This window comes from Streptomyces sp. NBC_00582 (genome assembly GCF_036345155.1).
Lineage (GTDB): Bacteria > Actinomycetota > Actinomycetes > Streptomycetales > Streptomycetaceae > Streptomyces.
In genome coordinates this window covers 2,243,467-2,267,969 of record NZ_CP107772.1, presented here as the reverse complement: position 1 = coordinate 2,267,969, position 24,503 = coordinate 2,243,467, and the positions used below count along the sequence as shown (strand labels likewise).

General features: G+C 73.3%; 29 protein-coding genes and 1 pseudogene. 20 read left to right on the top strand and 10 right to left on the bottom strand.

Annotation, left to right across the window (positions count from 1 at the left end):
- Positions 1–40: 40 nt before the first annotated feature.
- Both OG852_RS09690 and OG852_RS09685 read right to left on the bottom strand, forming a co-directional pair.
- A complete protein-coding gene (locus tag OG852_RS09690) occupies positions 41–1,132 on the bottom strand; it encodes an enolase C-terminal domain-like protein (protein WP_330347607.1) in 1,092 nt (363 codons plus the stop codon).
- Positions 1,133–1,136: 4 nt separating this feature from the next.
- The gene (locus OG852_RS09685) at positions 1,137–2,096 is read right to left on the bottom strand and encodes an LLM class F420-dependent oxidoreductase (RefSeq protein WP_330347606.1); all 960 of its coding nucleotides are present in this window, start codon (positions 2,094–2,096) and stop codon (positions 1,137–1,139) included.
- Positions 2,097–2,256: 160 nt separating this feature from the next.
- Between OG852_RS09685 and OG852_RS09680 the strand changes: the two genes are divergently transcribed.
- The 13 genes from OG852_RS09680 to OG852_RS09620 all read left to right on the top strand — a co-directional run bounded on the left by OG852_RS09680 (position 2,257) and on the right by OG852_RS09620 (position 10,851).
- Positions 2,257–2,499, top strand: coding sequence for a hypothetical protein (locus tag OG852_RS09680; protein WP_330347605.1), 243 nt, complete (start codon positions 2,257–2,259; stop codon positions 2,497–2,499).
- 4 nt (positions 2,500–2,503) lie between these two features.
- The gene (locus OG852_RS09675) at positions 2,504–4,357 is read left to right on the top strand and encodes a transketolase (RefSeq protein WP_133913858.1); all 1,854 of its coding nucleotides are present in this window, start codon (positions 2,504–2,506) and stop codon (positions 4,355–4,357) included.
- Positions 4,354–5,304 carry a non-homologous end-joining DNA ligase gene (gene ligD / locus OG852_RS09670; RefSeq protein ID WP_330347604.1) on the top strand — a complete coding sequence of 317 codons (951 nt, stop codon included), beginning with the start codon at positions 4,354–4,356 and terminating at the stop codon, positions 5,302–5,304. Before OG852_RS09675 ends, ligD begins: the two co-directional genes overlap by 4 nt.
- A 191-nt stretch (positions 5,305–5,495) precedes the next feature.
- Positions 5,496–5,783: a gas vesicle protein GvpO gene (locus OG852_RS09665; RefSeq protein WP_133913952.1), complete on the top strand. Its 288-nt coding sequence runs from the start codon at positions 5,496–5,498 to the stop codon at positions 5,781–5,783.
- Between the two features lie 73 nt (positions 5,784–5,856).
- Positions 5,857–6,288 carry a gas vesicle structural protein GvpA gene (locus OG852_RS09660; RefSeq protein ID WP_133913857.1) on the top strand — a complete coding sequence of 144 codons (432 nt, stop codon included), beginning with the start codon at positions 5,857–5,859 and terminating at the stop codon, positions 6,286–6,288.
- Positions 6,285–7,037 (top strand): GvpL/GvpF family gas vesicle protein, encoded by a 753-nt coding sequence (locus OG852_RS09655; protein WP_133913856.1) that lies wholly within the window; start codon positions 6,285–6,287, stop codon positions 7,035–7,037. The genes OG852_RS09660 and OG852_RS09655 overlap by 4 nt, the downstream gene beginning before the upstream one ends.
- Positions 7,038–7,044: 7 nt before the next feature.
- A complete protein-coding gene (locus OG852_RS09650) occupies positions 7,045–7,308 on the top strand; it encodes a gas vesicle protein GvpG (protein ID WP_133913855.1) in 264 nt (87 codons plus the stop codon).
- Entirely contained in the window at positions 7,305–8,033 is a 729-nt protein-coding gene (locus tag OG852_RS09645) for a DNA primase (RefSeq protein ID WP_330347603.1), read from the top strand. The genes OG852_RS09650 and OG852_RS09645 overlap by 4 nt, the downstream gene beginning before the upstream one ends.
- The gene (locus OG852_RS09640; protein WP_330347602.1) at positions 8,030–9,223 is read left to right on the top strand and encodes an SRPBCC family protein; all 1,194 of its coding nucleotides are present in this window, start codon (positions 8,030–8,032) and stop codon (positions 9,221–9,223) included. Before OG852_RS09645 ends, OG852_RS09640 begins: the two co-directional genes overlap by 4 nt.
- Positions 9,220–9,567, top strand: a complete 348-nt coding sequence (locus OG852_RS09635) for a gas vesicle protein (protein WP_133913852.1) — start codon at positions 9,220–9,222, stop codon at positions 9,565–9,567. Before OG852_RS09640 ends, OG852_RS09635 begins: the two co-directional genes overlap by 4 nt.
- Positions 9,564–10,385, top strand: a complete 822-nt coding sequence (locus OG852_RS09630) for a GvpL/GvpF family gas vesicle protein (RefSeq protein WP_330347601.1) — start codon at positions 9,564–9,566, stop codon at positions 10,383–10,385. Before OG852_RS09635 ends, OG852_RS09630 begins: the two co-directional genes overlap by 4 nt.
- Positions 10,382–10,570 carry a gas vesicle protein gene (locus tag OG852_RS09625; protein ID WP_133913850.1) on the top strand — a complete coding sequence of 63 codons (189 nt, stop codon included), beginning with the start codon at positions 10,382–10,384 and terminating at the stop codon, positions 10,568–10,570. The genes OG852_RS09630 and OG852_RS09625 overlap by 4 nt, the downstream gene beginning before the upstream one ends.
- Entirely contained in the window at positions 10,567–10,851 is a 285-nt protein-coding gene (locus tag OG852_RS09620; RefSeq protein ID WP_166663590.1) for a gas vesicle protein K, read from the top strand. The genes OG852_RS09625 and OG852_RS09620 overlap by 4 nt, the downstream gene beginning before the upstream one ends.
- Before the next feature lie 15 nt (positions 10,852–10,866).
- Here the strand turns inward: OG852_RS09620 and OG852_RS09615 are convergent, their stop codons facing one another.
- Positions 10,867–11,037, bottom strand: a complete 171-nt coding sequence (locus tag OG852_RS09615) for a hydrophobic protein (protein ID WP_133913849.1) — start codon at positions 11,035–11,037, stop codon at positions 10,867–10,869.
- Positions 11,038–11,091: 54 nt separating this feature from the next.
- The gene (locus OG852_RS09610) at positions 11,092–11,913 is read right to left on the bottom strand and encodes a class I SAM-dependent methyltransferase (protein ID WP_133913848.1); all 822 of its coding nucleotides are present in this window, start codon (positions 11,911–11,913) and stop codon (positions 11,092–11,094) included.
- Between the two features lie 218 nt (positions 11,914–12,131).
- On the opposite strand from OG852_RS09610, the gene OG852_RS09605 reads away from it, so the two are divergent.
- The 3 genes and pseudogenes from OG852_RS09605 to OG852_RS09595 all read left to right on the top strand — a co-directional run.
- Positions 12,132–12,818 carry a histidine phosphatase family protein gene (locus OG852_RS09605; protein ID WP_330347600.1) on the top strand — a complete coding sequence of 229 codons (687 nt, stop codon included), beginning with the start codon at positions 12,132–12,134 and terminating at the stop codon, positions 12,816–12,818.
- A 42-nt stretch (positions 12,819–12,860) separates the two neighbouring features.
- Positions 12,861–14,480 (top strand): ABC-F family ATP-binding cassette domain-containing protein, encoded by a 1,620-nt coding sequence (locus tag OG852_RS09600; protein ID WP_330347599.1) that lies wholly within the window; start codon positions 12,861–12,863, stop codon positions 14,478–14,480.
- Positions 14,481–14,561: 81 nt separating this feature from the next.
- Positions 14,562–14,875, top strand: a pseudogene (locus tag OG852_RS09595) (DUF6158 family protein); the annotation flags it as partial.
- 190 nt (positions 14,876–15,065) lie between these two features.
- Here OG852_RS09595 and OG852_RS09590 read toward each other — a convergent pair.
- The 4 genes from OG852_RS09590 to OG852_RS09575 all read right to left on the bottom strand — a co-directional run bounded on the left by OG852_RS09590 (position 15,066) and on the right by OG852_RS09575 (position 18,525).
- A complete protein-coding gene (locus OG852_RS09590) occupies positions 15,066–15,353 on the bottom strand; it encodes a hypothetical protein (RefSeq protein ID WP_133913845.1) in 288 nt (95 codons plus the stop codon).
- Between the two features lie 183 nt (positions 15,354–15,536).
- On the bottom strand, positions 15,537–16,079 hold the full coding sequence (locus tag OG852_RS09585; protein ID WP_133913844.1) for a type 1 glutamine amidotransferase domain-containing protein: 543 nt from the start codon (positions 16,077–16,079) through the stop codon (positions 15,537–15,539).
- Positions 16,080–16,208: 129 nt separating this feature from the next.
- A complete protein-coding gene (locus tag OG852_RS09580) occupies positions 16,209–16,589 on the bottom strand; it encodes a DUF2795 domain-containing protein (protein WP_133913843.1) in 381 nt (126 codons plus the stop codon).
- Between the two features lie 145 nt (positions 16,590–16,734).
- Positions 16,735–18,525: a thiamine pyrophosphate-requiring protein gene (locus OG852_RS09575; RefSeq protein WP_330347598.1), complete on the bottom strand. Its 1,791-nt coding sequence runs from the start codon at positions 18,523–18,525 to the stop codon at positions 16,735–16,737.
- A 245-nt stretch (positions 18,526–18,770) separates the two neighbouring features.
- On the opposite strand from OG852_RS09575, the gene OG852_RS09570 reads away from it, so the two are divergent.
- The 3 genes from OG852_RS09570 to OG852_RS09560 all read left to right on the top strand — a co-directional run bounded on the left by OG852_RS09570 (position 18,771) and on the right by OG852_RS09560 (position 22,345).
- On the top strand, positions 18,771–19,829 hold the full coding sequence (locus OG852_RS09570) for a hypothetical protein (protein ID WP_330347597.1): 1,059 nt from the start codon (positions 18,771–18,773) through the stop codon (positions 19,827–19,829).
- Between the two features lie 207 nt (positions 19,830–20,036).
- Complete coding sequence (locus OG852_RS09565) at positions 20,037–21,284, top strand: aminotransferase class I/II-fold pyridoxal phosphate-dependent enzyme (protein ID WP_330347596.1); 1,248 nt, start codon at positions 20,037–20,039, stop codon at positions 21,282–21,284.
- Positions 21,281–22,345 (top strand): MBL fold metallo-hydrolase, encoded by a 1,065-nt coding sequence (locus OG852_RS09560; protein WP_330347595.1) that lies wholly within the window; start codon positions 21,281–21,283, stop codon positions 22,343–22,345. The genes OG852_RS09565 and OG852_RS09560 overlap by 4 nt, the downstream gene beginning before the upstream one ends.
- A gap of 209 nt (positions 22,346–22,554) precedes the next feature.
- Here OG852_RS09560 and OG852_RS09555 read toward each other — a convergent pair whose 3' ends face one another.
- Together OG852_RS09555 and OG852_RS09550 are read right to left on the bottom strand one after the other, a co-directional pair.
- On the bottom strand, positions 22,555–23,187 hold the full coding sequence (locus OG852_RS09555; RefSeq protein WP_133913838.1) for a DedA family protein: 633 nt from the start codon (positions 23,185–23,187) through the stop codon (positions 22,555–22,557).
- Positions 23,184–23,957, bottom strand: coding sequence for an MBL fold metallo-hydrolase (locus OG852_RS09550; RefSeq protein ID WP_166663588.1), 774 nt, complete (start codon positions 23,955–23,957; stop codon positions 23,184–23,186). The genes OG852_RS09555 and OG852_RS09550 overlap by 4 nt, the downstream gene beginning before the upstream one ends.
- A gap of 84 nt (positions 23,958–24,041) precedes the next feature.
- Between OG852_RS09550 and OG852_RS09545 the strand changes: the two genes are divergently transcribed.
- The gene (locus OG852_RS09545) at positions 24,042–24,443 is read left to right on the top strand and encodes a hypothetical protein (protein WP_133913837.1); all 402 of its coding nucleotides are present in this window, start codon (positions 24,042–24,044) and stop codon (positions 24,441–24,443) included.
- Positions 24,444–24,503: the final 60 nt, after the last annotated feature.

Here is a 24,503-nt window from a genome sequence, read left to right as displayed (position 1 = left end):
GGACCGACACCGACAGGTCGGGCCTCCCCGCGGGGAGGCCTCACCGCACCCGGTACGGCTCCATCGCGTCCCTGCGCGGCGTCAGCCCGTGCCCCGGCGCCGACGTCGGGCGGATCGTCCCGCCGTACGGGTCCAGCGTCCCCTCGAAGAACAGCGACTCGATCCGCACATGGTCGTGGAACCACTCGACGTGCCGCAGGTTCGGCACGGCCGCCGCGACCGCCGCGTGGGCGTGCGGCGCGCAGTGCGCGGAGATGTCCAGTCCGTGCGCCCCGGCCAGGGCCGCGGCCCGCAGGAACCCGGTGACGCCGCCGCAGCGGGTGACGTCGACCTGGAGGCAGTCGACCGCGTCCGCCGCGAGCATGGCGGCGAAGTAGGGCAGGTCGTAGCCGTACTCGCCAGCCGTCACCTCGCACTCCAGCGCGTCCCGGACCAGGCGCAGCCCGGTCAGGTCGTCCGAGGACACCGGCTCCTCGAACCAGCGGACGTCCTCCTCGGCGAGGGCGCGCCCCACCCGGACGGCCTGCTTGCGGGTATAGGCGCCGTTGGCGTCCACGTACAGCTCGGTGTCCGGCCCCACGACCCGGCGGGCGGTGCGCACCCGGGCCAGGTCGCGCTCCACCGCCCCGCCCCGGTCCTCCCCGATCTTCATCTTGACGCGGGGGATGCGCCGCACCCGCGCCCAGTCGCGCAGCTGCTCGGTCAGACGGGCGTCGTCGTACGTCGTGAAGCCGCCGCTGCCGTACACCGGGACCTCCGTGCGGGCCGCGCCCAGCAGCCGGGTCAGCGGCAGGCCGAGCAGCCGGGCCTTGAGGTCCCACAGCGCGAGGTCGAGCGCGGAGATCGCGCAGGAGGCGATCCCCGGGCGCCCCGCGTTGCGGACCGAGCGCACCAGCGTCTCGTGCAGGGCCGGGAGGTCGAAGGGGTCGCGGCCCTCGGCCAGAGGCGCGAGATCGCCGTCGAGGAGGGCGCCGACCGCCGGCGGGCCGTACGTCCAGCCCAGGCCGGTCGTGTCGCCCGCCCGCACCTCGGCCACCACGACCGTCGTGGAGTCCCAGGCGAGGGTGCCGTCGGCCTCCGGCGCGTCGGTCGGGACCGTGAACACCGACACGGCGGGGCGGCGGAGTTCCATGGCGTCAGTCCCGCGTCAGCCGGGGCAGCACCTTCGTCCGGTAGAAGTCGAAGAACCCCCGCTGATCGGGCCCGATCTGGTTGACGTAGACCCGGTCGAAACCCGCGTCGGCGAACGCCGTCAGCGCGGCCACGTGCTCGTCGACGTCGTCGCCGCACACCGCCTTCTCGCCGACCGTCTCCTCCGTGATCAGCGGCTCCAGCTGCTCGAAGTGGCTGGGGGTGGGCAGGATCTGGGCCATCTCTCCGGGAAGGAACTGGTTCGACCACAGCCGGCGCACCGTGCGGACCGCCTCGGCGCGGTCCGTGCCGTAGCAGACCTTCGTGCCGCCGCTGACCGGCTTCGAGCCGCCGCCGCCCTTGCGGAACTGCTCCACCATCGGCTCCTCGGGCATCATCGTGATGTAGCCGTCGCCGACGCGCGCGGCCAGCGAGGTCGCCTTCGGGCCGAACCCGGAGACGTCGATGGGGACCGGCTCGTCGGGGACGGTGTAGAGGCGGGCGTTCTCCACCGTGTAGTGCGGGCCGTGGTGGGTGACCTCCTCGCCGGTGAACAGCCGGCGCATCACCTGGATCGCCTCCTCCAGCATCTCCAGGCGGACGTCCGCGGGCGGCCAGGTGTCGCCGAGGACATGCTCGTTGAGCGCCTCTCCCGAGCCGACGCCCAGCCGGAAGCGGCCGCCCGTCTGCACCGCCGAGGTGGCGGCGGCCTGCGCCACCACCGCCGGGTGCATCCGCACGGTCGGACAGGTCACGGCCGTCTCCACCGGCAGCGACACCGCCTCCGACAGCGCGCCGATCACCGACCAGACGAACGGGCTCTGGCCCTGGGCGTCGTTCCACGGGTGATAGTGGTCGGAGATCCACAGCGACTGGAAACCGGCCTGCTCCGCCATGCGTGCCTGTTCGACGAGGTCCGCCGGTCCGAACTCCTCACAGGACAGGAAATAACCGTACTCGGGCATGGGGGCACCTCCGCGCTGGGCTGGTCGGGCCCGCCCCGAGTACCCGGGGCGGCCCCGGGAAACCGGTGCGCGCCGGTGACCGCGGCCCGCCCCGCGCAGGTTTGGCGGTCCCGCCCGGGGGGACGCGGACATCCCGCACGACGACACCCGGAGGCGAACCGTGGCGCGACCTCGCAGCGTGAACGGCGGCGCAGGCGACGACGGGGCGGACGACCGTCACCACAACGCGGCGGTCGTGGCGCCGACCCCCGACGCCGTGACGGACCGCCCGGACACCGACGACCCACCGGACACCGACGAGGCGGACGACGCCGACGCGACGGTGGTCGCGCCGACCCCGCGCACCGCCGCCCACCGGCCCGGTGCCGGCCGTCCCCACACCCCCTCCGAAGGAGGCCACTAGCCCGATGGACACCGCCGAACTCACCGAACTCGGCCAGCAGTTGCGTGTGGACAGCGTGCGCGCTTCGGCCGCTGCCGGCTCCGGGCATCCGACGTCCTCGATGTCGGCCGCGGACCTGATGGCGGTGCTGCTCGCGCACCACCTGCGCTACGACTTCGACCGGCCCGCACACCCGGCGAACGACCGCTTCGTCCTCTCCAAGGGCCACGCCTCCCCGCTGCTGTACTCCGCCTACAAGGCGGCCGGCGCGATCGACGACGACGAACTGCTGACGTTCCGCACGCTCGGCAGCCGCCTCGAAGGCCATCCCACCCCGCAGCGGCTGCCGTGGGTCGAGACGGCCACCGGATCCCTCGGCCAGGGCCTGCCCGTGGCCGTCGGCATCGCCCTCGCCGGCAAGCGCCTGGACCACACCGGACACCGGGTGTGGGTGCTGTGCGGGGACAGCGAGCTCGCCGAGGGCTCGGTGTGGGAGGCCGCCGAGCACGCGGCCTACGAGCATCTGGACAACCTCACCGCGATCGTCGACGTCAACCGGCTCGGCCAGCGCGGCCCCACCCGGCACGGTCACGACCTCGACGCCTACGCCCGCCGCTTCCAGGCCTTCGGCTGGCACACCGTGCAGATCGACGGCCACGACGTGGACGCGATCGACCGGGCGTACGGCGAGGCGGCCTCCACCCGGGGGCAGCCCACCGTCATCCTCGCCCGCACCCTCAAGGGCAAGGGCGTGGCCGGCGTCCAGGACCGCGAGGGACTGCACGGCAAGCCGCTGCCCGACGCCGACGAGGCCGTCGAGGAACTCGGCGGCCCCCGCGACCTGCGGATCCAGGTCAACGAGCCGCCCGCCGCCCGGATGCTGCACTCCGTGCCCACCGGCCGGCTGGACCTGCCCCGCTGGGAGAAGGGCTCCGACGAGAAGGTCGCCACCCGTGACGCCTACGGGCAGGCCCTCGCCGCCCTCGGCACCGCCCGCCCCGACGTCGTCGCCCTCGACGGAGAGGTGAGCGACTCCACCCGCGCCGAGTTCTTCGCCAAGGAACACCCCGAACGCTTCTTCGAGTGCTACATCGCCGAACAGCAGCTCGTCGCCGCCGCGGTCGGGCTCTCGACGCGTGGCTGGGTGCCGTACGCCTCCACCTTCGCCGCGTTCCTCACCCGCGCCCACGACTTCGTCCGCATGGCGTCGGTCAGCGGTGCCGGCGTCAACCTCGTCGGCTCCCACGCGGGCGTCGCCATCGGGCAGGACGGGCCCTCCCAGATGGGCCTGGAGGACCTGGCGATGTTCCGGGCCGTGCAGGGCTCGACCGTGCTGTACCCGTGCGACGCCAACCAGACCGCGCACCTGGTCACGGCCATGGCCGGCCTCGACGGCGTCCGCTATCTGCGCACCTCTCGCGGCGGCGGCCCGGTGCTGTACGGGCCCGACGAGGAGTTCCCGGTCGGCGGCAGCAAGGTGCTGCGCGCCTCCGACCGCGACCGGCTGACGATCGTCGCGGCCGGCGTCACCGTCTTCGAGGCGCTCGCGGCGGCCGACGCGCTGGCTGACGCGGGCATCGCGGTGCGCGTCGTCGACCTGTACTCGGTCAAGCCCGTCGACCGGCTCACGCTGCGCCGCGCCGCCGAGGAGACCGGCTGTCTGCTGACGGTGGAGGACCACCACCCGGAGGGCGGCCTCGGCGACGCCGTCCTCGACGCGTTCCTCGACGGCCGCCCCCTGCCCCGTCTCGCCCGCCTCGCGGTCCGTACGACGCCGGGCTCGGCGTCCCCGGCCGAGCAACTGCACGCCGCCGGCATCGACGCCGAGTCGATCGCCGCGTCCGCCGGGCTGCTGGTGGAGACGGCGGTCGTGCCGTGACCCGCGCCGCCCCCGCCGACGTACGCACCGTGCGGGCGGGCCGGCGCACCGTGGAGGTGCACCGGCCCGGCAAGGTGCTGTTCCCCGTCGGCGGCGACGGCTCCGGGGGCGGCGCCGCGTACACCAAGGACGACCTCGTCGCGTACTACCGCTCGGTCGCCGTGTTCATGCTGCCGCACCTGCGCGAGCGCCCGCTGATGCTGGAGCGCCACCCCGACGGCGTCGACGGACCCCGCTTCTTCCAGAAGAACACCCCCGAGCACTATCCCCGGTGGATCACCCGGGCCGAGCTGCCGAAGGAGGACGGCACGGTCTGTCACACCGTGTGCGACGACTCCGCGACCCTCGCCTACCTCGCCGACCAGGCCTGCCTCACCCTCCACCGCTGGCTGTCGCGGACCGGGAGCCCCGAGCGGCCGGACCTGATGGTCTTCGACCTCGACCCCTCCGGCGACGGCTTCGGCGCGGTCCGCGACGCCGCCCGGTGGCTGCGCGACCTCCTGGAGGAACTCCGGCTGCCCGCCACCCTCATGACCACCGGCTCCCGCGGACTGCACGCGGTCGTCCCCCTCGACGGGGAGCACGGCTTCGACGAGGTGCGCGCCTTCGCCCGGGACACCGCCGACCTGCTCGCCGCCGAGCACCCCGACCGGCTCACCACCGCCGTCCGCAAGAAGGACCGCGGCGACCGCCTCTACCTCGACATCGGCCGCAACGCCTACGCGCAGACCGCCGTCGCCCCCTGGACCGTGCGCGCCCTGCCCGGCGCACCCGTCGCCGCGCCGATCACCTGGGACCAGCTCGACGACCCCGCACTCGGCCCCCGCCGCTGGACCGTCGCGGACGCCGTCGACCACGCCCGCACCCGCCCCTGGTCCGGCGCGCCCCGCCGCGGCCGCTCCCTGGGGCCCGCCCGGCGGCGGCTCGACGCCCTGCGCGGCGTCTGAGCCATTCCGGCGATTCGTGAAGGTTTGGCCAAGAGGCTTCGGGCCACCCGGAGGAAGAGATGGCCCTTCCGAGGAGAGCCCGAGGAGAGACGGCCATGTCCGACACGAGACACACACGGCGAACACGGACCCCTCACGCCGTACGGCGCCCGGACGGCGACGTACGGCGTCCGGAGCACAAGGACGGCGGCATGGCGGACGACAAGGGCCCGAGCCCCATGGAGGTGCTGCGCCAGGCGCGCTCGCAGCTGGCGGAGCTGACCGGCATGGACGCGGAGAGCGTCTCCTCCTTCGAACGGACGGAGGACGGCTGGGCCCTGGAGGTCGAGGTCATGGAGCTGGCCCGGGTGCCCGACACCATGAGCCTCATGGCGAGCTACCAGGTGGAACTCGACGCGGACGGCCAGCTCACCGGTTACCGGCGCGTTCGCCGCTACGAACGCGGACGGGCCGACGCACATCGCCCCGGCGGCCGCTAGGCCGCCGGCCCGCACCCGCACATCCCCCACACGTTCCCAGTCATCCCATCCCAGACAAGGAGGCGCGGTCGACATGACCGTTGTCCCGGCACAGCAGACCGGCGGCGGAGGCAGCAGCGGCCTCTACGACGTGCTGGAACTCGTCCTAGACAGGGGTCTCGTCATCGACGCGTTCGTACGGGTCTCCCTGGTCGGCATCGAGATCCTGAAGATCGACGTCCGGGTCGTCGTGGCCAGCGTCGACACCTATCTCCGGTTCGCCGAGGCGTGCAACCGGCTCGACCTGGAGGCGGGGCCGCGCAAGAGCCCCGGGCTGCCCGACATGGTCGGCGAGATCACCGAGTCCGGTGCGCGCGGCAAGTCCAAGGGCGCGCTCTCGGGCGCCGCGGAGACCATCTCGGACGCCTTCAAGCAGGCCCGTGACGAGGGCTCCGCCAAGGAGACCGAGTCCCGGCCGCGCGCCCGCAGGAGCAGCACGGCACGCCGGAAGGAGGAAGAGGAGTGAGCACGTACGTCTACGGCATCACCGCCCGCTCCCACGCCGACCTCTCCGACGGCCTGAGCGGTGTCGGCGACCCGCCGAGGCCGGTGCGCGTCCTGGAGGAGGGCGAACTGGCGGCGGTCGTCAGTGACGCCCCCGAGGACCTGCGGCCCAAGCGCAAGGAGCTGCTCGCCCACCAGGCCGTGCTGGCCGAGGCCGGCACCGACGGCTGTGTGCTGCCGATGCGGTTCGGCAGCGTCGCCCCCGACGACGCGGCGGTCACCGGTGTCCTCGCTGAGCGCGCGGAACACTACAAGGAGCGGCTGAAGGCACTCGACGGCAAAGTCGAGTACAACGTCAAGGCCTCCCACGTGGAGGAGGCCGTCCTGCACCAGGTGATGGCCGGCAGCCCGGAGCTGCGCGCCCTCGCCGAGGCCAACCGCCAGGCCGGCGGCGGCACCTACGAGCAGCGGATCCAGCTCGGCGAGATGGTCGCCGCCGCCGTACAGGCCCGCGAGGCCGAGGACGCGGCCGAGGTGCGGCGGACGCTGGAGCCGCTGGCCGCCGCCACCAGCGTGGGCCCCGAGTCCACCGGCTGGCTGGCCAACGTATCCTTCCTCGTCGACCGGGACGCGGCCGCCGGGTTCCTGGAGGCCGCCGAGGAGCTGCGCAAGGCGCACCCCCATCTCGAGGTGCGGGTGAACGGCCCGCTGCCGCCGTACAGCTTCGTCGAGCCGGGTCCGTCCGCGCCCGCCGGCGGCGCCGGGGAGTAGGTGCGCCGTGGGACTGATCTCGGAGGTGCTCCTGCTGCCCTTCGCTCCCGTGCGCGGCAGCGTGTGGGTGATCGGACAGGTGCTGCAGGAGGCGGAGCGGATCTATTACGACCCCGCCACGGTGCGGGCCGAACTCGGCCGGCTGGAGGAGCGGTTGGACGCCGGCGAGATCACGGAGGACGAGTTCGACCGGATGGAGGACGAGCTCCTCGACCGGCTGGAGATCGCGACGCGCAGAAGCGCGCCGACGGACGACGGGACGACACGATGAACCGTATGGGAATGGGCCTCGCGGTCGGGGCCGGATACTTCCTCGGACGGACGAAGAAGCTGAAACTGGCGCTCGCCCTCGGCTCCCTCGCGGCCGGCAAGCGCCTCAACCTGAGCCCCCGGGCCGTCGCCGACCTGCTGTCGCAACAGCTCAAGGACAACCCGCAGTTCAAGGAGATCGGCGGCGAGATACGCGAGGACCTGCGCGGGGTCGGCAAGGCCGCCACGGGCGCCCTCGTCGAACGCCAGATGGAGGCTCTCGCCGACCGGCTGCACGGCCGGACCGCCGAGGTCCGCGACCACCTGTCGGGCGTGGCCCCGGACGGCGGGGAGGACTCCGACGACGAGGACGAGCAGGCGCGGGACGAGGAGGAGCCGGACACCGAGGAGCGGGACGAGGAAGAGTCGGACGACGAAGAGCGGGACGAGGAGGAGCCGGACACCGAGGAGCGGGACGAGGAGGAGCCGGACGACGACGAGGCCGACGACGAGGCCGACGACGAGGCCGACGAGGAGGGGCCGGACGCGGAGGCCGGGGAGCGGACGCGCAAGCGGGCCGCCCGGAAGGCGCCCGCGAAGAAGGCGGCCAAGAAGGCTCCCGCGAAGAAGGCACCGGCGAAGAAGGCCGCGGCCCGCAAGCCCGCCGCGAAGCAGACCGCGGCGGCCTCCCGCGGCACGGGCGGCCGGGACGGCGGCGGGGAACGGAAGGGAGGCGGTGAGGGATGACCAAGCCCCTCGAATCCACGGCATCCTCGACCACCGAAGCGGCCCGCGGGGCCGCGAACGGGGCCGCGAACGGCGGGAATCCGCTCGCCGGGCTGGCCCACAGCGAGGCCGCCGACCGGCTGAAGGAGGAGGTCCAGGCCTATCTGTCCGCCCAGGCGGAACGGATGCTGGCGGGCGTGGGCCGCAAGCTCGGCGAGACCACCGGCAAGCTCAACGACATCGCCGAGGGCAACAGCCCCGGCTTCGCCAAGCTGGCCCTCGACGGCGGACGCAAGCTCGCCGAAGGCAAGGGCCCGCTGCGCAGCGCACTGGAACTGGGCGGCTCCCGCGTCAAGGACAGCGTGACCGGCGCCCTGAAGAACCTCGGCGGCGGCAAGGGCAAGGGCAAGGGCAAGAGCGGCGCGGGCCACAAGCCGGTCGTCATCATCGAGCAGATCGACGTCGGCGTGCCGCTGCGCACCGCCTACGACCAGTGGACCCGCTACCAGGACTTCAGCACCTTCGCCAAGGGCGTCAAGAGCGCCTCCCGGGCCGACGACACCGCCAGCGACTGGCAGGCGAAGATCTTCTGGTCCAGCCGCAGCTGGAAGGCGAAGACCACCGAACAGGTCCCCGACCAGCGGATCTCCTGGACCTCGGAGGGTGCCAAGGGGACCACGAAGGGTGTCGTCTCCTTCCACCGCCTCGGCGACCACCTGACTCGCGTCCTGCTGGTCATCGAGTACTACCCCTCGGGCTTCTTCGAGAAGACCGCCAACATCTGGCGGGCCCAGGGCCGTCGCGCCCGGCTCGACCTGAAGCACTTCGCCCGCTTCATCACCCTGAAGGGAGAGGCGGCCGAGGGCTGGCGCGGTGAGATCCGTGACGGCGAGCTCGTCCGCTCCCACGAGGACGCGGTCGCGGAGGAAGAGCGCCAGGAGGACGATGAGGGGGACGAGGAGCAGGACGGCCCCTACGCCGAGGACGAGGAGGACGAGGACGAGCGCCGCGACTCGGACGCCGAGCCCGAGGACGAGGACGCCTACGACGAGGAGGAACCCGAGGGCGAGTACGACGAGGAGCCCGAGGACGAGGAGGAGCCCGAGGACGAGGGCCGCAGCGAGGACGCCTACGACGAGGAGGAGCCGGAGGGCGAGGAGGAGGACGAACCCGAGGAAGCCTACGAAGGCGCCCGCGGAGGCCGGCGATGACCGTGCCGGGCCGGCTTCCGGAGCCGTACGGCCAGGGTGGGAGCGCGAATCTCGCCGACATCCTGGAACGCGTCCTCGACAAGGGGATCGTCATCGCCGGCGACATCCGGATCAACCTGCTCGACATCGAGCTGCTCACCGTCAAACTGCGGCTCGTCGTCGCCTCCGTCGACAAGGCCAAGGAGATGGGGATCGACTGGTGGGAGAGCGACCCCGACCTGTCCACCCGGGCCCGCCGCGACGAACTCGCGCGCGAGAACGCCGAGTTGCGTGCTCGGCTGGCCCGCCTGGAGGAACTGGCCCCGGCACGTGCCCCGCAGGACGTCCGTGAGGAGTCTCCATGACCGGACTGCGTTACGTCTACGCCGTGTGCCGACCGCTCGGCGCACCCCTGCAGGCCGACCTGACGGGCGTCGCGGGCGATCCGCCGCGCCTGCTCAGCCACCACGGCCTGATCGCCGTGGTCAGCCACGTACCGGAGCGGGACTTCTCCGAGGAGGCGCTGCGCCGCCATCTGGAGGACCTGGACTGGCTGGCCGCCACCGCCCGCGCCCATCAGCAGGTCGTCGACGCGCTCACCGCGGTCACCACCCCGCTGCCGCTGCGGCTCGCCACCGTCTTCCGCGACGACAGCGGCGTACGCGTGATGATGGAGCGGCGCGAGGACCACTTCCGCCGCACCCTGGACCGGCTGACCGGGCGCGTCGAGTGGGGGGTCAAGGTGTACGTCGAACCGGAGCCCGAGCCCGCAGCAGCCGCCCCACCGGCCGCGAAACCCGCCTCCGGGCGGGACTACCTGCGCCAGCGCCGACAGCGGGCCAGGGCGGCGGACGACACCTGGCAGCGCACCGAGCGTTTCGCCGGGCGGCTCCATTCCACGCTCTGCGCGCACGCCGAGGACGCCCGGCTCCACCCGCCGCAGAACTCCGCCCTTTCCGCGGCCGGCGCGGGACAGAATGTGCTGAACGCCGCGTATCTCGTCCCGCGCGCCCAGTCCGAGGAATTCGTCGAGATCGTGGACCGCACCAAGGGGGAGGAACCCGGAATTCGCGTGGAACTCACCGGACCGTGGGCCGCCTATTCCTTTGTCCAGGAGGGCGACGAGGAGTCCGGGGACGAAGGGGATTCCGGTGCGCCGGGGAAGCCGGGGGAGAGGGGATGACGGTCGTGGAGCGCCGTGAGGTCGCCCTGGTGGACCTGCTCGACCGGCTGCTGGCCGGCGGGGTCGTCATCACCGGGGACGTCACCCTGCGCATCGCGGACGTCGACCTCGTCCGCATCGACCTGAACGCGCTGATCAGCTCGGTCAACGACAACGTTCCGTCACCCTGGGGGGATGCACGGTGACCACCCGCCGCACACGGATGGACCTCGAACCCGACACCGTCGAACGCGACCTGGTCAAACTCGTCCTCACGGTCGTGGAACTGCTGCGCCAGCTCATGGAACGGCAGGCGCTGCGCCGCGTCGACCAGGGAGATCTGAGCGAGGAACAGGAGGAGCGGATCGGGCTCACCCTGATGCTGCTCGACGACCGCATGACCGAACTGCGCGAGCGCTACGGGCTGCGGCCCGAGGACCTCAATCTGGACCTCGGGCCGCTCGGACCGCTGCTCCCCAGGGAGTGACCCCCTAAGGATGTCTCACCACCTGTACCAACGGCCCCTGCCTCCCGCCGCGGAGGTCCCGCGGAAAAGGAATCCGAGCAGCCATACGACGAGCACCGCGAGGGCGATCCACCAGAGCAACTTCACCGCGAATCCGGCACCGAAAAGAATCAGCACCAACAGCAGAACCAGCAGGATGGGAACCATAGTGTTGAACCTCCTGCGTTCCGGGTTTCCGGGATTCCGTGAAATATCCGCGACTCAGGCGCCCTTTCGGCACAGAATCTCTCCGTGCAGAACGGCGAACCAGCCGTCCTCCCGCTCTCCCCATTCCCGCCAGGCCCGCGCGACGGCCTCCAGCTGCTTCGGGGTGGCGTGTCCGCCCTGCGTGGCGCGTTCCGCGTACGACGAGGCCACGGTGCGGTCGGCCCACAGCCCGCTCCACCAGGCCCGCTCCTGCGGGGTGCTGAACGTCCAGGTGGCGGAGGTCGCCGTGATGTCGGTGAAGCCGGCCTCCAGCGCCCATGCCTTCAGCCGCCGCCCGGCGTCCGGCTCACCGCCGTTGGCCCGCGCCACCCGCAGGTACAGGTCCTGCCAGTCGTCCATGCCGGGCGAGGCGGGGTACCAGGTCATCGCCGAGTAGTCCGAGTCGCGCACCGCGACGTACCCGCCGGGCTTCGTCACCCGCCGCATCTCGCGCAGCGCCTGCACCGGATCGCCGACGTGCTGCAGCACCTGATGGGCGTGGACCACGCAGAACGAGTCGTCCGGGACATCCAGGGCATGGACGTCCGCGACCGCGAAGTCGACGTTGCCGAGACCCCGTTCGGCGGCGGTGGCCCGCGCCTGCTCCAGGACGCCCTCGGCCCGGTCGACACCGGTGACGTGCCCGTCGGGCACCAGGGCGGCCAGGTCGGCGGTGATGGTGCCCGGCCCGCAGCCGATGTCCAGGATCCGCATGTGCGGCTTCAGTGAGCCGAGCAGATAGGCCGCGGAGTTGGCGGCGGTGCGCCAGGTGTGCGAGCGCAGCACCGACTCGTGGTGCCCATGGGTGTAGACGGCGGTCTCCTGTGCCTTCGGCATGGCTCTACCCCTCTTCTCGACCTGCAGGCCCCGGGCTCCGGGAGTCCGGGCGATGTCCTCACCGTACGCGCAGAGACCGCATCTTGAGACCATCTGTTTCGTCATCTGGACTGACGGAGTGTCATAAAGTGCCGGGCGTCGGTGCGGAGCGCACCTGGGTACCCTGAAGCCGCCGTCTCCCGCGCCGGGCGGCGTCCGCGACCGGGAGGGTCACCCGTATGCGCCTGCTGCTCGTCCGCCACGGCCAGACCCCCACGAACGTCCACCACCTCCTCGACACCGCCGTCCCCGGCCCCGGCCTGACCGACCTCGGCGGCCGGCAGGCGGCGGCCCTCGTCGACGCCCTCGCCGACGAGGACATCGGGGCGCTCTACGCCTCCACCCTCGTCCGCACCCAGCTCACCGCCGCCCCCCTGGCCGCCGCGCGCGGCCTGGACGTCCTCGTCCGCGAGGGCATCCGGGAGGTCTTCGCCGGCGACCTCGAGATGCAGCCCGGCGACTCCGAGCAGGCCGCCCGCTACATGCGCACGGTGTTCGCCTGGGCCGAAGGCGACCCGGATCTGCGCATCCCGGGCGGCGAGAGCGGCGCCGAGTTCCTCGCCCGCTACGACCGCGTGGTCGCCGAGGCCGCCGCCGGCGGCCACGCCACGGTCGCCCTCGTCAGCCACGGCGCCGCCATCCGCTCCTGGGCCGCCGCCCGCGCCCGCAACATCGACGTCCCCTACGCGGCCGCCCACCGCCTCGCCAACACCGGCACCGTCGTCCTGGAGGGCGACCCGGCGGCCGGCTGGCAGGTCCTGACCTGGGCGGGCGCCACCGTACGGCCGGCGGGAGAGGGCGGCCCGGCGGGCGAACCGGCACCGCAGAGCGGGGAGGATCCCGCGGCGGGGGCCCGGGCGACTTAAGCGTTTGCCGGTCGGCGCGCACGGCCCGCAGAATGCCTCCTCATGGGACATATGGAAGCCGCGCACCTCGAGTACTACCTCCCCGACGGGAGGGCGTTGCTCGGCGACGTGTCCTTCCGGGTCGGCGAAGGGGCCGCCGTCGCCCTCGTCGGCCCCAACGGCGCCGGCAAGACCACGCTGCTGCGCCTGATCTCCGGCGAACTGAGACCGCACGGCGGCACCGTCACCGTCAGCGGCGGGCTCGGCGTCATGCGCCAGTTCGTGGGCTCCGTACGGGACGAGACGACCGTACGCGACCTGCTCGTGTCGGTGTCCTCGCCCCGCGTCCAGGAGGTCGCCAAGGCCGTCGACCGGGCCGAGCACGCCATCATGACCGTCGACGACGAGGCCGCCCAGCTCCAGTACGCGCAGGCCCTCTCCGACTGGGCCGAGGCCCGCGGCTACGAGGCGGAGACCCTGTGGGACATGTGCACCACGGCCGCGCTCGGCGTGCCGTACGACAAGGCGCAGTTCCGGCTCGTACGGACCCTGTCCGGCGGTGAGCAGAAGCGGCTGGTGCTGGAGGCGCTGCTGCGCGGCACCGACGAGGTGCTCCTCCTCGACGAGCCCGACAACTACCTCGACGTCCCCGGCAAGCGCTGGCTGGAGGAGCGGCTGAAGGAGACCCGCAAGACCGTCCTGTTCGTCTCCCACGACCGCGAGCTCCTCTCCCGCGCCGCCGAGAAGATCGTCTCCGTGGAGCCCTCGCCCACCGGCGCCGACGCCTGGGTGCACGGCGGCGGCTTCGCCACCTACCACGAGGCCCGCCGGGAACGCTTCGCCCGCTTCGAGGAGCTGCGCCGCCGCTGGGACGAGAAGCACGCCCAGCTGAAGAAGCTCGTCCTCAACCTCCGCCAGGCGGCCTCCATCAGCCATGAGCTGTCCTCCCGCTACCAGGCCGCCCAGACCAGGCTGCGCAAGTTCGAGGAGGCCGGCCCGCCGCCGGAGCCGCCGCGCGAGCAGGACATCAGGATGCGGCTCAAGGGCGGCCGCACGGGCGTACGCGCCGTCACCTGCGCGCAGCTCGAACTGACCGGCCTGATGAAACCCTTCGACCTCGAGGTCTTCTACGGCGAGCGCGTCGCCGTCCTCGGCTCCAACGGCTCCGGCAAGTCCCACTTCCTGCGCCTCCTCGCCGGCGACGACGTGACGCACACCGGCGACTGGAAGCTCGGCGCGCGCGTGGTGCCCGGCCACTTCGCCCAGACCCACGCCCACCCCGAACTCCAGGGCCGCGCCCTCCTCGACATCCTGTGGAAGGAGCACTCCCAGGACCGCGGCGCGGCCATGTCCCGGCTGCGCCGCTACGAGCTCACCCAGCAGGCCGAACAGACCTTCGACAGGCTCTCCGGCGGCCAGCAGGCCCGCTTCCAGATCCTCCTGCTGGAGCTGGAGGGCGCCACCGCCCTCCTCCTCGACGAGCCCACCGACAACCTCGACCTGGAATCCGCCGAGGCCCTCCAGGAGGGTCTGGAGGCCTTCGAGGGCACGGTCCTCGCCGTCACCCACGACCGCTGGTTCGCCCGCTCCTTCGACCGCTACCTCGTCTTCGGCAGCGACGGCCGGGTCCGCGAGACCCCGGAGCCGGTGTGGGACGAACGGCGCGTGGAACGCGCGAGGTGAGCGGGGCCCCTGGCGGTGTGTGCTCCGTGGGCCGCAAGGGGGCGGCGCACACGGAGGCCCGGGGGCCGGAATGTTCGTACAGTGGAGGCAGAGCGGCGAGAGCCACGGCTCCCTCCCCGAACCGACGCACACGACGAGCGGGGCTCACCATGACCGGAGTCGACCCGGACCGGCTGGACGACCAGCAGCTCATGAAAGAGCTCGAGACGATCCACCGCACGCGCCACGACACCCTGCTGTACGGCTCGAACGACGCCCTGCGCGCCCACAACGACCGCATGGCCCGGCTGGAGGGCGAGTACCTGCGCCGCAACCCGCGCCGTTTCGTCGCCCCCGGCCGCACCCGTGACGGGGCCAGGGAGCGGGCCGCCACCGTGAACGGCGGCCGCACCACCCGCTCCGCCACGGCCGCGGCGGCTCCGGGGGAGACCCCGGTGGGCAAGTGGGGACCGGGCTCCACGGGGTCGGACTCCACGCGGTCGGACTCCACGGGGCCGGGCTCCGCGGGCGGGGGTTCCGGGCGGACGTGAGCGGCCCCGGGACCCGAAGCCGGATCCCGGGGCCGCCCGGTTCAGCGTTCAAGCTCTACTTGTGGCGGCCGTCGTCGCCGCCCTGGACCTGCACACTGCCGCTGCCGTCCCCGTTGACGCAGCTGAACTGGGCCGAGTTGTCCGGGTTGGCCGAGCCGAGGCCGAGGAACCCGAGGCCGAGGTTCAGGTCCGAGATGTTCACCAGGCCGACGTTGACCTCGCCGGTCTGCGTGCAGTCCTGGTTGTCGCCGCCGCCCTCGTAGGCGGAGGCGACTCCCGCACCGGCCAGGGTGAGGCTGCCGATCATGGCGGCCACGAGGCCGGCCTTGCGAAGCGTGCGCATTACATCCCCTTTGCTGTCTGGATGGTGTGTCTCGTGACGTAACTGAGCGTTACGAATGTGCACCGTATGTTACGATCGCACCTTTTGCACCCCAACACGCCGACCCATCCACGGCAACCACTGGCATGCCGCTCGGGGGACATCGAGCACGGAACCCGCCCGTTCGGAGCCGCATCCCGTGGCTCAGCGCGTCTCCTCGGCGAACACGTCCAGGAACGTCTCGCAGAACGCCTTCAGATCGTCCGGTTTGCGGCTGGTGACCAGCTTGTTGGGTCCGTGGTCGCAGACCTTCACCTGCTCGTCGACCCAGGTGCCGCCCGCGTTGCGGACGTCCGTCCGCAGACTCGGCCACGAGGTCAGCACACGGCCCCGCACGACGTCCGCCTCGACGAGCGTCCACGGGGCGTGGCAGATCGCGGCGACCGGCCGTCCCTGCGCGAAGAAGTCCCGCACGAACGCCACGGCCTCGGGCTCCGTGCGCAGGAAGTCTGGGTTCGCCACGCCGCCCGGCAGGACCAGCCCGCCAAAGGAGTCCGCGGAGGTCTCGCCGACCACCTCGTCCACCGTGAACGTGTCCGCCTTGTCGAGATGGTCGAAGGCCTGCACCTCACCGGACTGCGTCGACACCAGCACGGGCTCGTGGCCGGCCTCCGCCGCGGCCTGCCAGGGATCGGTGAGTTCGACTTGTTCGACGCCTTCGGGCGCCGTCAGAAACGCGATGCGCATGATCGTTCAACGTCCTTTCGTGGCACGTCGGCCGGCCGCGTCGCCCCCGGCGCGCCGTTCGCTGTTCCTTGCCCGTGCCGCCGGCCGCCGGCACGACGACGCCTCGCCGTGCCGGCGGCGGCCCACCTCTCACCGGCCGTCGGCGACCAGCGCCTCGGCCAGTTCGGCCGCGTTGGCGTAACGCTCCTTGTGCGGCAGCCGTCGTACGGCCTCCACGAGCGCGTCCGGCGCGTTCCTGCGGCGCAGGGCCACGGACAGTTCGCCCGGGCCCGCGGGGAAGGGGCCGCGCCCCAGGGTCCGGCCCAGCTCCTGCCGGACCGTCGCCAGCGACGCCCGGGAGGCACCCGGCACCACCGGACCGCCCCAGACGGGCGGATCGTCCTCCGCGGACGGCTCCGGGTCGTGCCACTCCTCGGACCGTGTGGGGTGCCCGGACCGCAGCAGACCCTGCAGTTCGTGCTTCATCTCCTCGTCCCGGTGCACGCTCAGCCGGTCACTGCCTCGCTGCATGTCTCCCTCCAGAACCTCGGGGTCGGCCCACCGCGTACCCGAGGGGAGGGGGCCGACACGGGATCCCGGAGACGGATGTCCGTATGCGATGCCGTCGGCGAGGTCGGTATGCGATATCCGTCCCGCCGTACATCGCATACGCCCGTCACTTCCTCCCCGGCAGGAACTCCTGGACCTTCGCCTTGAACCCCTGCCGGATCATGGAACCCCGGTCCGTGTCCCCCTTGGCGATCGACTCCGCCGTCGCCTCCATCTGCTCCCACGTCGCGTGCGGCGGGATCGGCGGCACGGCCGGGTCGGTGAGGAACTCGACGACCGCCGGGCCGTCCGCCTCCAGCGCCGTGCGCCAGCCCGCCTCGACGTCCTCCGGCTTCTCCACCCGCACCCCGGTCAGTCCCAGCGAACGGGCGAACGCCGCGTACCGCACATCGGGCAGCTCCTGCGAGGGCAGGAACGACGGCGCGCCCTCCATGGCGCGCATCTCCCAGGTCACCTGGTTCAGGTCGTGGTTGTTCCACACGCCGACCACCAGCCGCGGATCCTCCCACAGGTCACGGTACTTGGCGGCGGTGATCAGCTCGGCCAGGCCGTTCATCTGCATCGCCCCGTCCCCGACGAGCGCGATCGCCGGCCGGTCCGGGTGGGCGAACTTCGCCCCGATCGCGTACGGCACCCCGCAGCCCATCGTCGCCAGCGTGCCGGAGAGGGAGGCGCGCATACCGGGCCGCAGGGTGAGGTGCCGCGCGTACCAGTTGGCGACCGACCCGGAGTCGGAGGTGACGATCGCGTCGGCCGGCAGCAGCGGGTCCAGAGCGCGGGCCACGTGCTCCGGGTTGATCGGGTCGGCGGACAGCGCGGCCCGCCGCTCCATCACCTCGTGCCAGCGCCGTACGTTGTCGCAGACCGTGTCGAACCACTCGCGGCCCCGTTCCTCGCCGCGGATCATCGGGATCAGCCGCCGCAGCGTCGCCCGGGCGTCGCCGACGAGATTCACCTCGTACGGATACCGCATCCCCACCATGTGCGGATCGATGTCGATCTGCACGCCCCGCGCCTTGCCGAACTCCGGCAGGAACTGCGTGTAGGGGAAGGAGGACCCGATGGTCAGCAGGGTGTCGCAGTCCCGCATCAGCTCGTAGGAGGGGCGGGTGCCGAGCAGACCGATCGAGCCGGTGACGTAGGGGAGTTCGTCGCTGAGGACGTCCTTGCCGAGCAGGGCCTTCGCCACGCCCGCGCCCAGCAGTCCGGCGAGCTGTTCGACCTCCTCGCGGGCACCGGCCGCGCCCTGCCCGACCAGGATCGCCACCTTGCCACCGGAGTTGAGGACCTCCGCGGCCCGCTCCAGGGAGTCCTCGGAGGGGATCGCCGTCCAGCCGCTGCGGTCCAGGCTGGAGGGCACCATCTTGAACTCGTGCGTGGGGGCGGAGTAGTCGAGCTCCTGCACGTCCCCGGGGACGATGACCGCGGTCGGGCAGCGGCGGGCGTACGCGGTGCGGATCGCCCGGTCCAGGACGTTCGGCAACTGCTCCGGGACCGTCACCGTCTCCACGAAGTCCGAGGCGACGTCCTTGAACAGGGTGTGCAGGTCCACCTCCTGCTGGTACGAGCCGCCCATCGCCGTGCGATGCGTCTGGCCGACGATCGCCAGCACCGGCACATGGTCGAGCTTGGCGTCGTACAGACCGTTGAGGAGATGGATCGCGCCCGGCCCGGAGGTCGCCGCGCACACGCCGAGGCGGCCGCTGAACTTGGCGTAGCCGGTCGCCTGGAAGGCGGCCATCTCCTCGTGCCGTGCCTGCACGAACCGCGGCCGGTTCTCGGCCCGGCCCCAGGCTGCCAGCAGGCCGTTGATGCCGTCGCCGGGATAGCCGAAGACTTCCTCCACGCCCCACTCGCGCAGCCGCTGCAGGATGTGGTCGGAGACCTGGGTGCTCATGGACGGGACCTCCCGGAGGATCGGGAAACGGGCGTCCCGACGTACGGCGGGACGAGTGCCGAGTGACCCCGGGCGGGCCCCGAAAACCTGGGCCCCCGGCTCGGGGCGTCACCCGAGTGGCGGGCCCCCGTCCCGCCAATGGACCCCAATGGACCGTGGCCGCGCGCGGTCGCGGGGGACCGGGGCTGTGATGGGAGCGGGGCGTGAACGCCGTGCCCCGCCTCGTCGGCCGAAGGAGCCGTCCCATGCGCCGCACCGCCCCCTTCCTCCTCGCCGCCGCCCTGTTGGTCGCCGCCGGGCCGGTCGCGGTCGCCGATCCGGCGGCCGAGGTCGGCCCGGGGAGCGTCGACCCGGGGGGCAGCGTCACCGTGTCGGTCTCCTGCGACCCCCTCGACGGCCCGGCCCCCGAGACCCTGGACGCCGTCTCACAGGCGTTCTCCGAGGGAACCGTCAAACTCGTCAAGGTGTCCGGCGACGTCCCCGCCAAGGCCTCCGGCGGCGTTCCCGGGGAGGTCACCGGCGGCGCTTCCGCCAATGTCCCCGGCGACGCTTCGGGCGATGCCCCGAGCGACGTCTCGGGTGGCCTTCCCGGCGAAGCCTCCGGCGATGTCCCCGGCGGCCTTCCCGGCGATGTCCCCGGTGACGTCTCCGGCGGCGCTTCCGGCGATGTCCCTGGCGACGTCTCCAGCGGCGCTTCCGGGAATGTCCCCGGTGAAGCCTCCGGGGATGTCCCCGGTGAAGCCTCCGGGAATGTCCCCGGTGAAGCCTCCGGGAATGTCCCCGGTGAAGCCTCCGGCGGTGTCTCCACCGGCCTTCCCGGCGACGGCGAGAAGGGCACCGGACCCTCCTATCAGGGCAGCGCCCACATCGCCCCCGATCTCGGCCGGGACGACGGCGGGCTCGGCCCCGACACCGCCTGGACCGTGGACGGCACCTGCCCGGCACCGCCCGGCGGCCGGGGCAGCCCGTGGAGCGCGACCTTCGACGTCAACCGGCCCACCTCCGCCTCCGGCGGCAGCGCCGACGCGAGCGGCATCCCGCCCTGCCTCCCGGCCCCCGGCCAGAACGCCCCGTCCTGCGACGGCGGCCCCGCCTGCCCCCACGACAAGCCGTGCCCCACCGCGCACCCCACACAGCGCCCCACCACCCCCGCCACCGTCGAACACGGCGTCCGGGCCGGCACCGGCGGTACCTTCCGCGACTCGGTGCCCGCGCTCGTCGCCGGCGGACTGCTGATCGCCGGCGCGTTCGGCGCCGCCGCACACCGGCTGCTGCGCCGCCGCAGGCCCGCGGCGGACGCCTGACCCTCCACGGCCGGCCCGCCCCCGCTGTGACCTGCGCAACGCGAGCGGGCGGCCATGGGACCCGGCCCACGGGGTACGCAGAGCCCCGGGGCACGATCCGCCCCGTACGACACGTCACGCACCACCGGCACCCCGGGCACCGCACCCCCCGCGGCCCCCGACGGCCGCCGGCACCCGGCACCAGGGACGGACTGCGCGGAGGACCCCATGCGGCGCACGGAACCGGAGGACCACGGACCCGTCCGCTACGGCCCCCCGCCCCCGCCCGACGGGCTGCCCGTGCTCCCGGAACTCGCCGACGTCCTCGCCCGGGCCGCCCCGCGCGCGTACGGCGAACCCGTCGGCGGCGGCCCCGAGCTCCTCGACGCCGCCCGCGGCTACGAGGAACGACGCGGCACCCCCGCCGGACCCGGCCGGGCCGTCGCCGCACCCGGCGCCCCCGCGCTGCTGCTCGCGCTGACCGCCGCGCTCGGCGGCGACGTCCTGGTGCCCCGGCCCTGCGCGGCCTGGTGGGCGCCGTACGCCCGGCTGCTCGGGCGGCCCGTGTTCCATGTGGCGACGCCCGCCGAGTGCGGGGGCGTACCCGACCCGTACGCCCTGCTGGAGACCGTGCGCCGGGTGCGGGCCGAGGGCGGGGACCCCCGGCTGCTGGTGCTGTCCGTCGCCGACGACCCCACCGCCACCGTCGCACCGCCCGAGGTGCTCCACGAGGCCGTCGAGGCCGCCGCCGGCGAGGGCCTGCACCTGGTCAGCGACGAGACCTGGCGCGACACCTTGCACGCCCCGCACGACACCGTGCTGGTCAGCCCCGCCGAGATGCTGCCCGGACAGGTCACCGTCGTCACCGACCTGGCGGGCGCGCTGCTGCCCGGCGGCTGGCCCGCCGCCGTCGCCCGCCTGCCCGCCTCGGCCGTCGGCGACGACCTCCACGCGCGCGTGCTCGACGTCCTCACCGCGCTCGACGCGCGCGTGGCCGCACCGGTCGCCGCCGCCGCCGCGTACGCCCTGACCGAGCCCGCCCCGGTCACCGCGCGCGTGACCGCCACCGTACGGCTCCACGCGCGCGTGGCCCACGCGCTGCACGCCACCGTGGTGGCCGCGGGCGCCCTCGCCCTGCCGCCGAGGGCCGGACGGCACCTGTACGCCGACCTCGGCCCGCTGCGGGAGGCGCTCGCCGCGCGCGGGGTGGCCGACGCCCAGGACCTGGAGGACCTCCTCACCACCCGGCTGGGCATGCCCGCGCCCGGCGGCCATCGCTTCGGGGACGACCTCGGGGCGCTGCGGGTACGGCTGTCCACCGGCCCGCTGCTGGGCGCCACGGACGCCGAGCGCGCGGAATGCCTCACCTCACCCACGCCGTTGGAACTGCCACAGGTGCAACGCGCGTTGGTGCTTCTGAGGTCGGTCCTCGACGATCTCCGTGACGACGCTCAGCGATGGGAGCCTCCTCGATGACGCAGCAGTCCGAGTCGACCACCACCACCGCCGAACCCGTGCCCCCGCAGGACACCGACTCCCTCGTCCCGCCCCTCGCCGACCCCCGCCCGCCGGGGGAGCGGCGGGTGTGGCCGCGTACCTTCCACGACCGGCTGACCGCCCCGCTGCCCGGCCTCAAGGCCCTCGCCCGCTTCGCCCGCGAGGGCTCCGTACGCCCCGGCAAGGAGGGCCTCGCCGACGTCCCCCGGCTGCCCTTCGCGCCCGCCCCGCTGCCCCGCGTGGACGCCCGCACCGTCGCCGTCACCTGGGCGGGACACGCCAGTTGGGTGCTGAGCATCGGCGGCCTCACCGTCCTCACCGACCCGGTCTGGTCCCGCCGCATCCTCGGCACCCCGGCCCGCATCACCCCCGTCGGCGTCCCCTGGGAGGACCTGCCGCCCGTCGACGCGGTCGTCATCAGCCACAACCACTACGACCACCTCGACGCGCCGACGCTGCGCCGACTCCCGCGCGACACCCCCGTGTTCGTGCCCGCCGGGCTCGGACGCTGGTTCCGGCGGCGCCGGTTCACGCACGTGACCGAGCTGGACTGGTGGGAGGCGGCCGAACTGTCCGGCGTCCGCTTCGACTTCGTCCCCGCCCACCACTGGTCCAAGCGCTCCCTCCTCGACACCTGCCGCTCCCTGTGGGGCGGCTGGGTGCTCACCGCCCCCGACGGACAGCGGCTGTACTTCGCGGGCGACACCGGCTACGGCCACTGGTTCTCCCGCATCGGCCGCCGCTACCCCGGCATCGACCTCGCCCTCCTGCCGATCGGCGCCTACGACCCCCGCTGGTGGCTCAGCGACGTCCACTGCGACCCCGAGGAGGCCGTCAGAGCCGCCCTCGACCTCGGCGCCCGCCGGATGGCCCCCATGCACTGGGCGACGTTCGTCCTCTCCGCGGAACCGGTCCTCGAACCCCTGCGACGCGTCCGGGCGGCCTGGGACAAGGCGGGCCTGGCCCGCGAGGACCTGTGGGACCTGCCCGTCGGAGGCTCACGCGTCCTCGGCCAGGGCCTGTCCGCCGCACAGCCCTAGACCCTGTCCGCAACGTCCCGCCTGCCCCGCGGCACTAGGCCGTGTCTGACAATTCCCGTCTGCCTCGCGACGCCATGCACGCACTCTCGGCGCACCGGGCGCAGACCCGAGTACGCCCAGTACGAGGGTCTACGCCCGGCACGCCGAGAGCACGCACCTGACGCCGCCAGGCCGCCCTCCGGGCGACGACGGGAATTGTCAGACACGGCCTAGGCGGCGTCGGACTTCCTGATCCGGCGCCACACGCTCGGCGCCGCGCTGATCACGACGGTCAGCGCGACCGCCGTCACCACACCCTGCCACGGCTCCGGGAACAGCGAACCACCCAGAATCCCGATCAACTGATACGTCAGCGCCCACGCCAGACAGGCCGGCAGATTGCCCCGCACGAACCGCCGCAGCGGCCAGTCGGCCATCAGACAGGCCAGCATCACCGGGATCCGGCCCGCCGGCACCAGCCGGGACAGCACCAGCACGGCCACGTCGTGCTCGGCGAGCCGCGCCTGCGCCTGCTCCAGCCGCTCCTGCGGCGCCCGCCCACGGATCGCCTCCAGCCAGCGCGAGCCGTTCTTCGAGCGCATCCCGCGCCGCCCCAGCCAGTACAGCGCCGCGTCCCCGAGGAACGCCGCCAGCGACGCCGTCAGGAACACCAGCGCCAGCGAGAACGGCGCCGTCTGATGGAACGCCACCACCGCCGCCGAACTCACCAGCGCCCCCGTCGGCACCACCGGCACCAGCGCCCCGATCAACACCAGCAGGAACAACGACGGATAGCCGATCGCCTGCTGCGTGGACTCCGTCGGCACCACCGCCGTGGCGGCCGCGGCGAACCACCACCTCACCGGGCGACCTCCGGGCGCACGCTCTCACCGTGCCCCAGCCGGTGCACCGTCACGCCCGGCGCACGCCGCGCCGCAAGGCGCACGAACTCCTCACCCGGCGCATGGAACTCATGGGGGCGCACGGCGTCCATCCCGATCGGCCAGTACGTGCCGTAGTGCACCGGCACCGCGCTCCCCGGCGCCAGCCGCGCCAGCGCCTCGGCCGCCCGGCCCGCGTCCAGATGCCCCTCGCCCAGATACGGACCCCAGCCGCCCACCGGCAGCAGCGCCACGTCGACCGGCCCGACCTCCCCGGCCATCTCCTCGAACAGCCCCGTGTCCCCCGCGAAGTAGGTGCGCGCCTCCCCCTCGACGACATACCCGAGCGCGGGGGAGCGGTGCGGCCCCAGCGGCAGCCGCCGCCCGTCGTGCCGCGCCGGCACCGCCCGTATCCGCACCCCGCCCACCGAGGTCTCGTCACCCGGCTCCATCTCGCTGACCCGCAGATGAGCGAGCCGCCGCAGCCCCGGCACGGCGCGCGGCGCACCCCGGGGCACCAGCAGGCGCGTACCCGGCGCGAGGCGCGCCAGCGACGGCACATGGAGATGGTCGGCGTGCAGATGGGAGACCACCGCCACGTCCGCCCGCCACGCGTCCGGCGGCGGCGGAGCGCCCCGGCGGCGCCGCAGATGCGCGAGCCGGCGTGCGAACAGAGGGTCGGTCAGCACGCGCACGTTCGCATCCTCGACCGTGCAGGTCGCGTGACCCCACCAGGTGATCTCCACCGGCACCCCTTTGCCTCCTTCGCGCGACTCCCCCGAAGCCTACGGGCAGGAGTAGGGTCGGCGGCGAAACCCGGAGGTGAGGGGGACGCCATGGGACCGACGCGGGTCACGGCGATCGCGAGTCTGACGCCGCTCGAGGAACTGGACGCCGATCCCTTCCTGGTGGACTCCCGCAGCCAGCACGCCATGTGCGCGCGCTGGGCCGCCCAGCGGGGCTACACCGTCCGCCGCGAACTGCTGGTGCGCGGGCTGCGCGCCGACCACTGCGTCCTGTGGGACGGGGTGCGGCCCGGCGTCGACCTGTTCGTCGCGCCCAGCCGCCGCGTCCTCGAGAGCGCCCTGTCGGACGTCGAGGAGTTCACCGAGGAGTGCGCCCGCCGCGGGGTGCGCGTGGAGACCGTCGGCTCCCCCGAACCCGCCTACGACGCCCAGATGAAGGCCCACGTCCACCGGCGGCTGTCGATGCCGACGGCCGGGTACGACGGACGGTGAGGACAGGGACCGGCCCCGTCGTCCGGCCCGTGTGACAGGGTGGACGACGGCCCCTCCTCA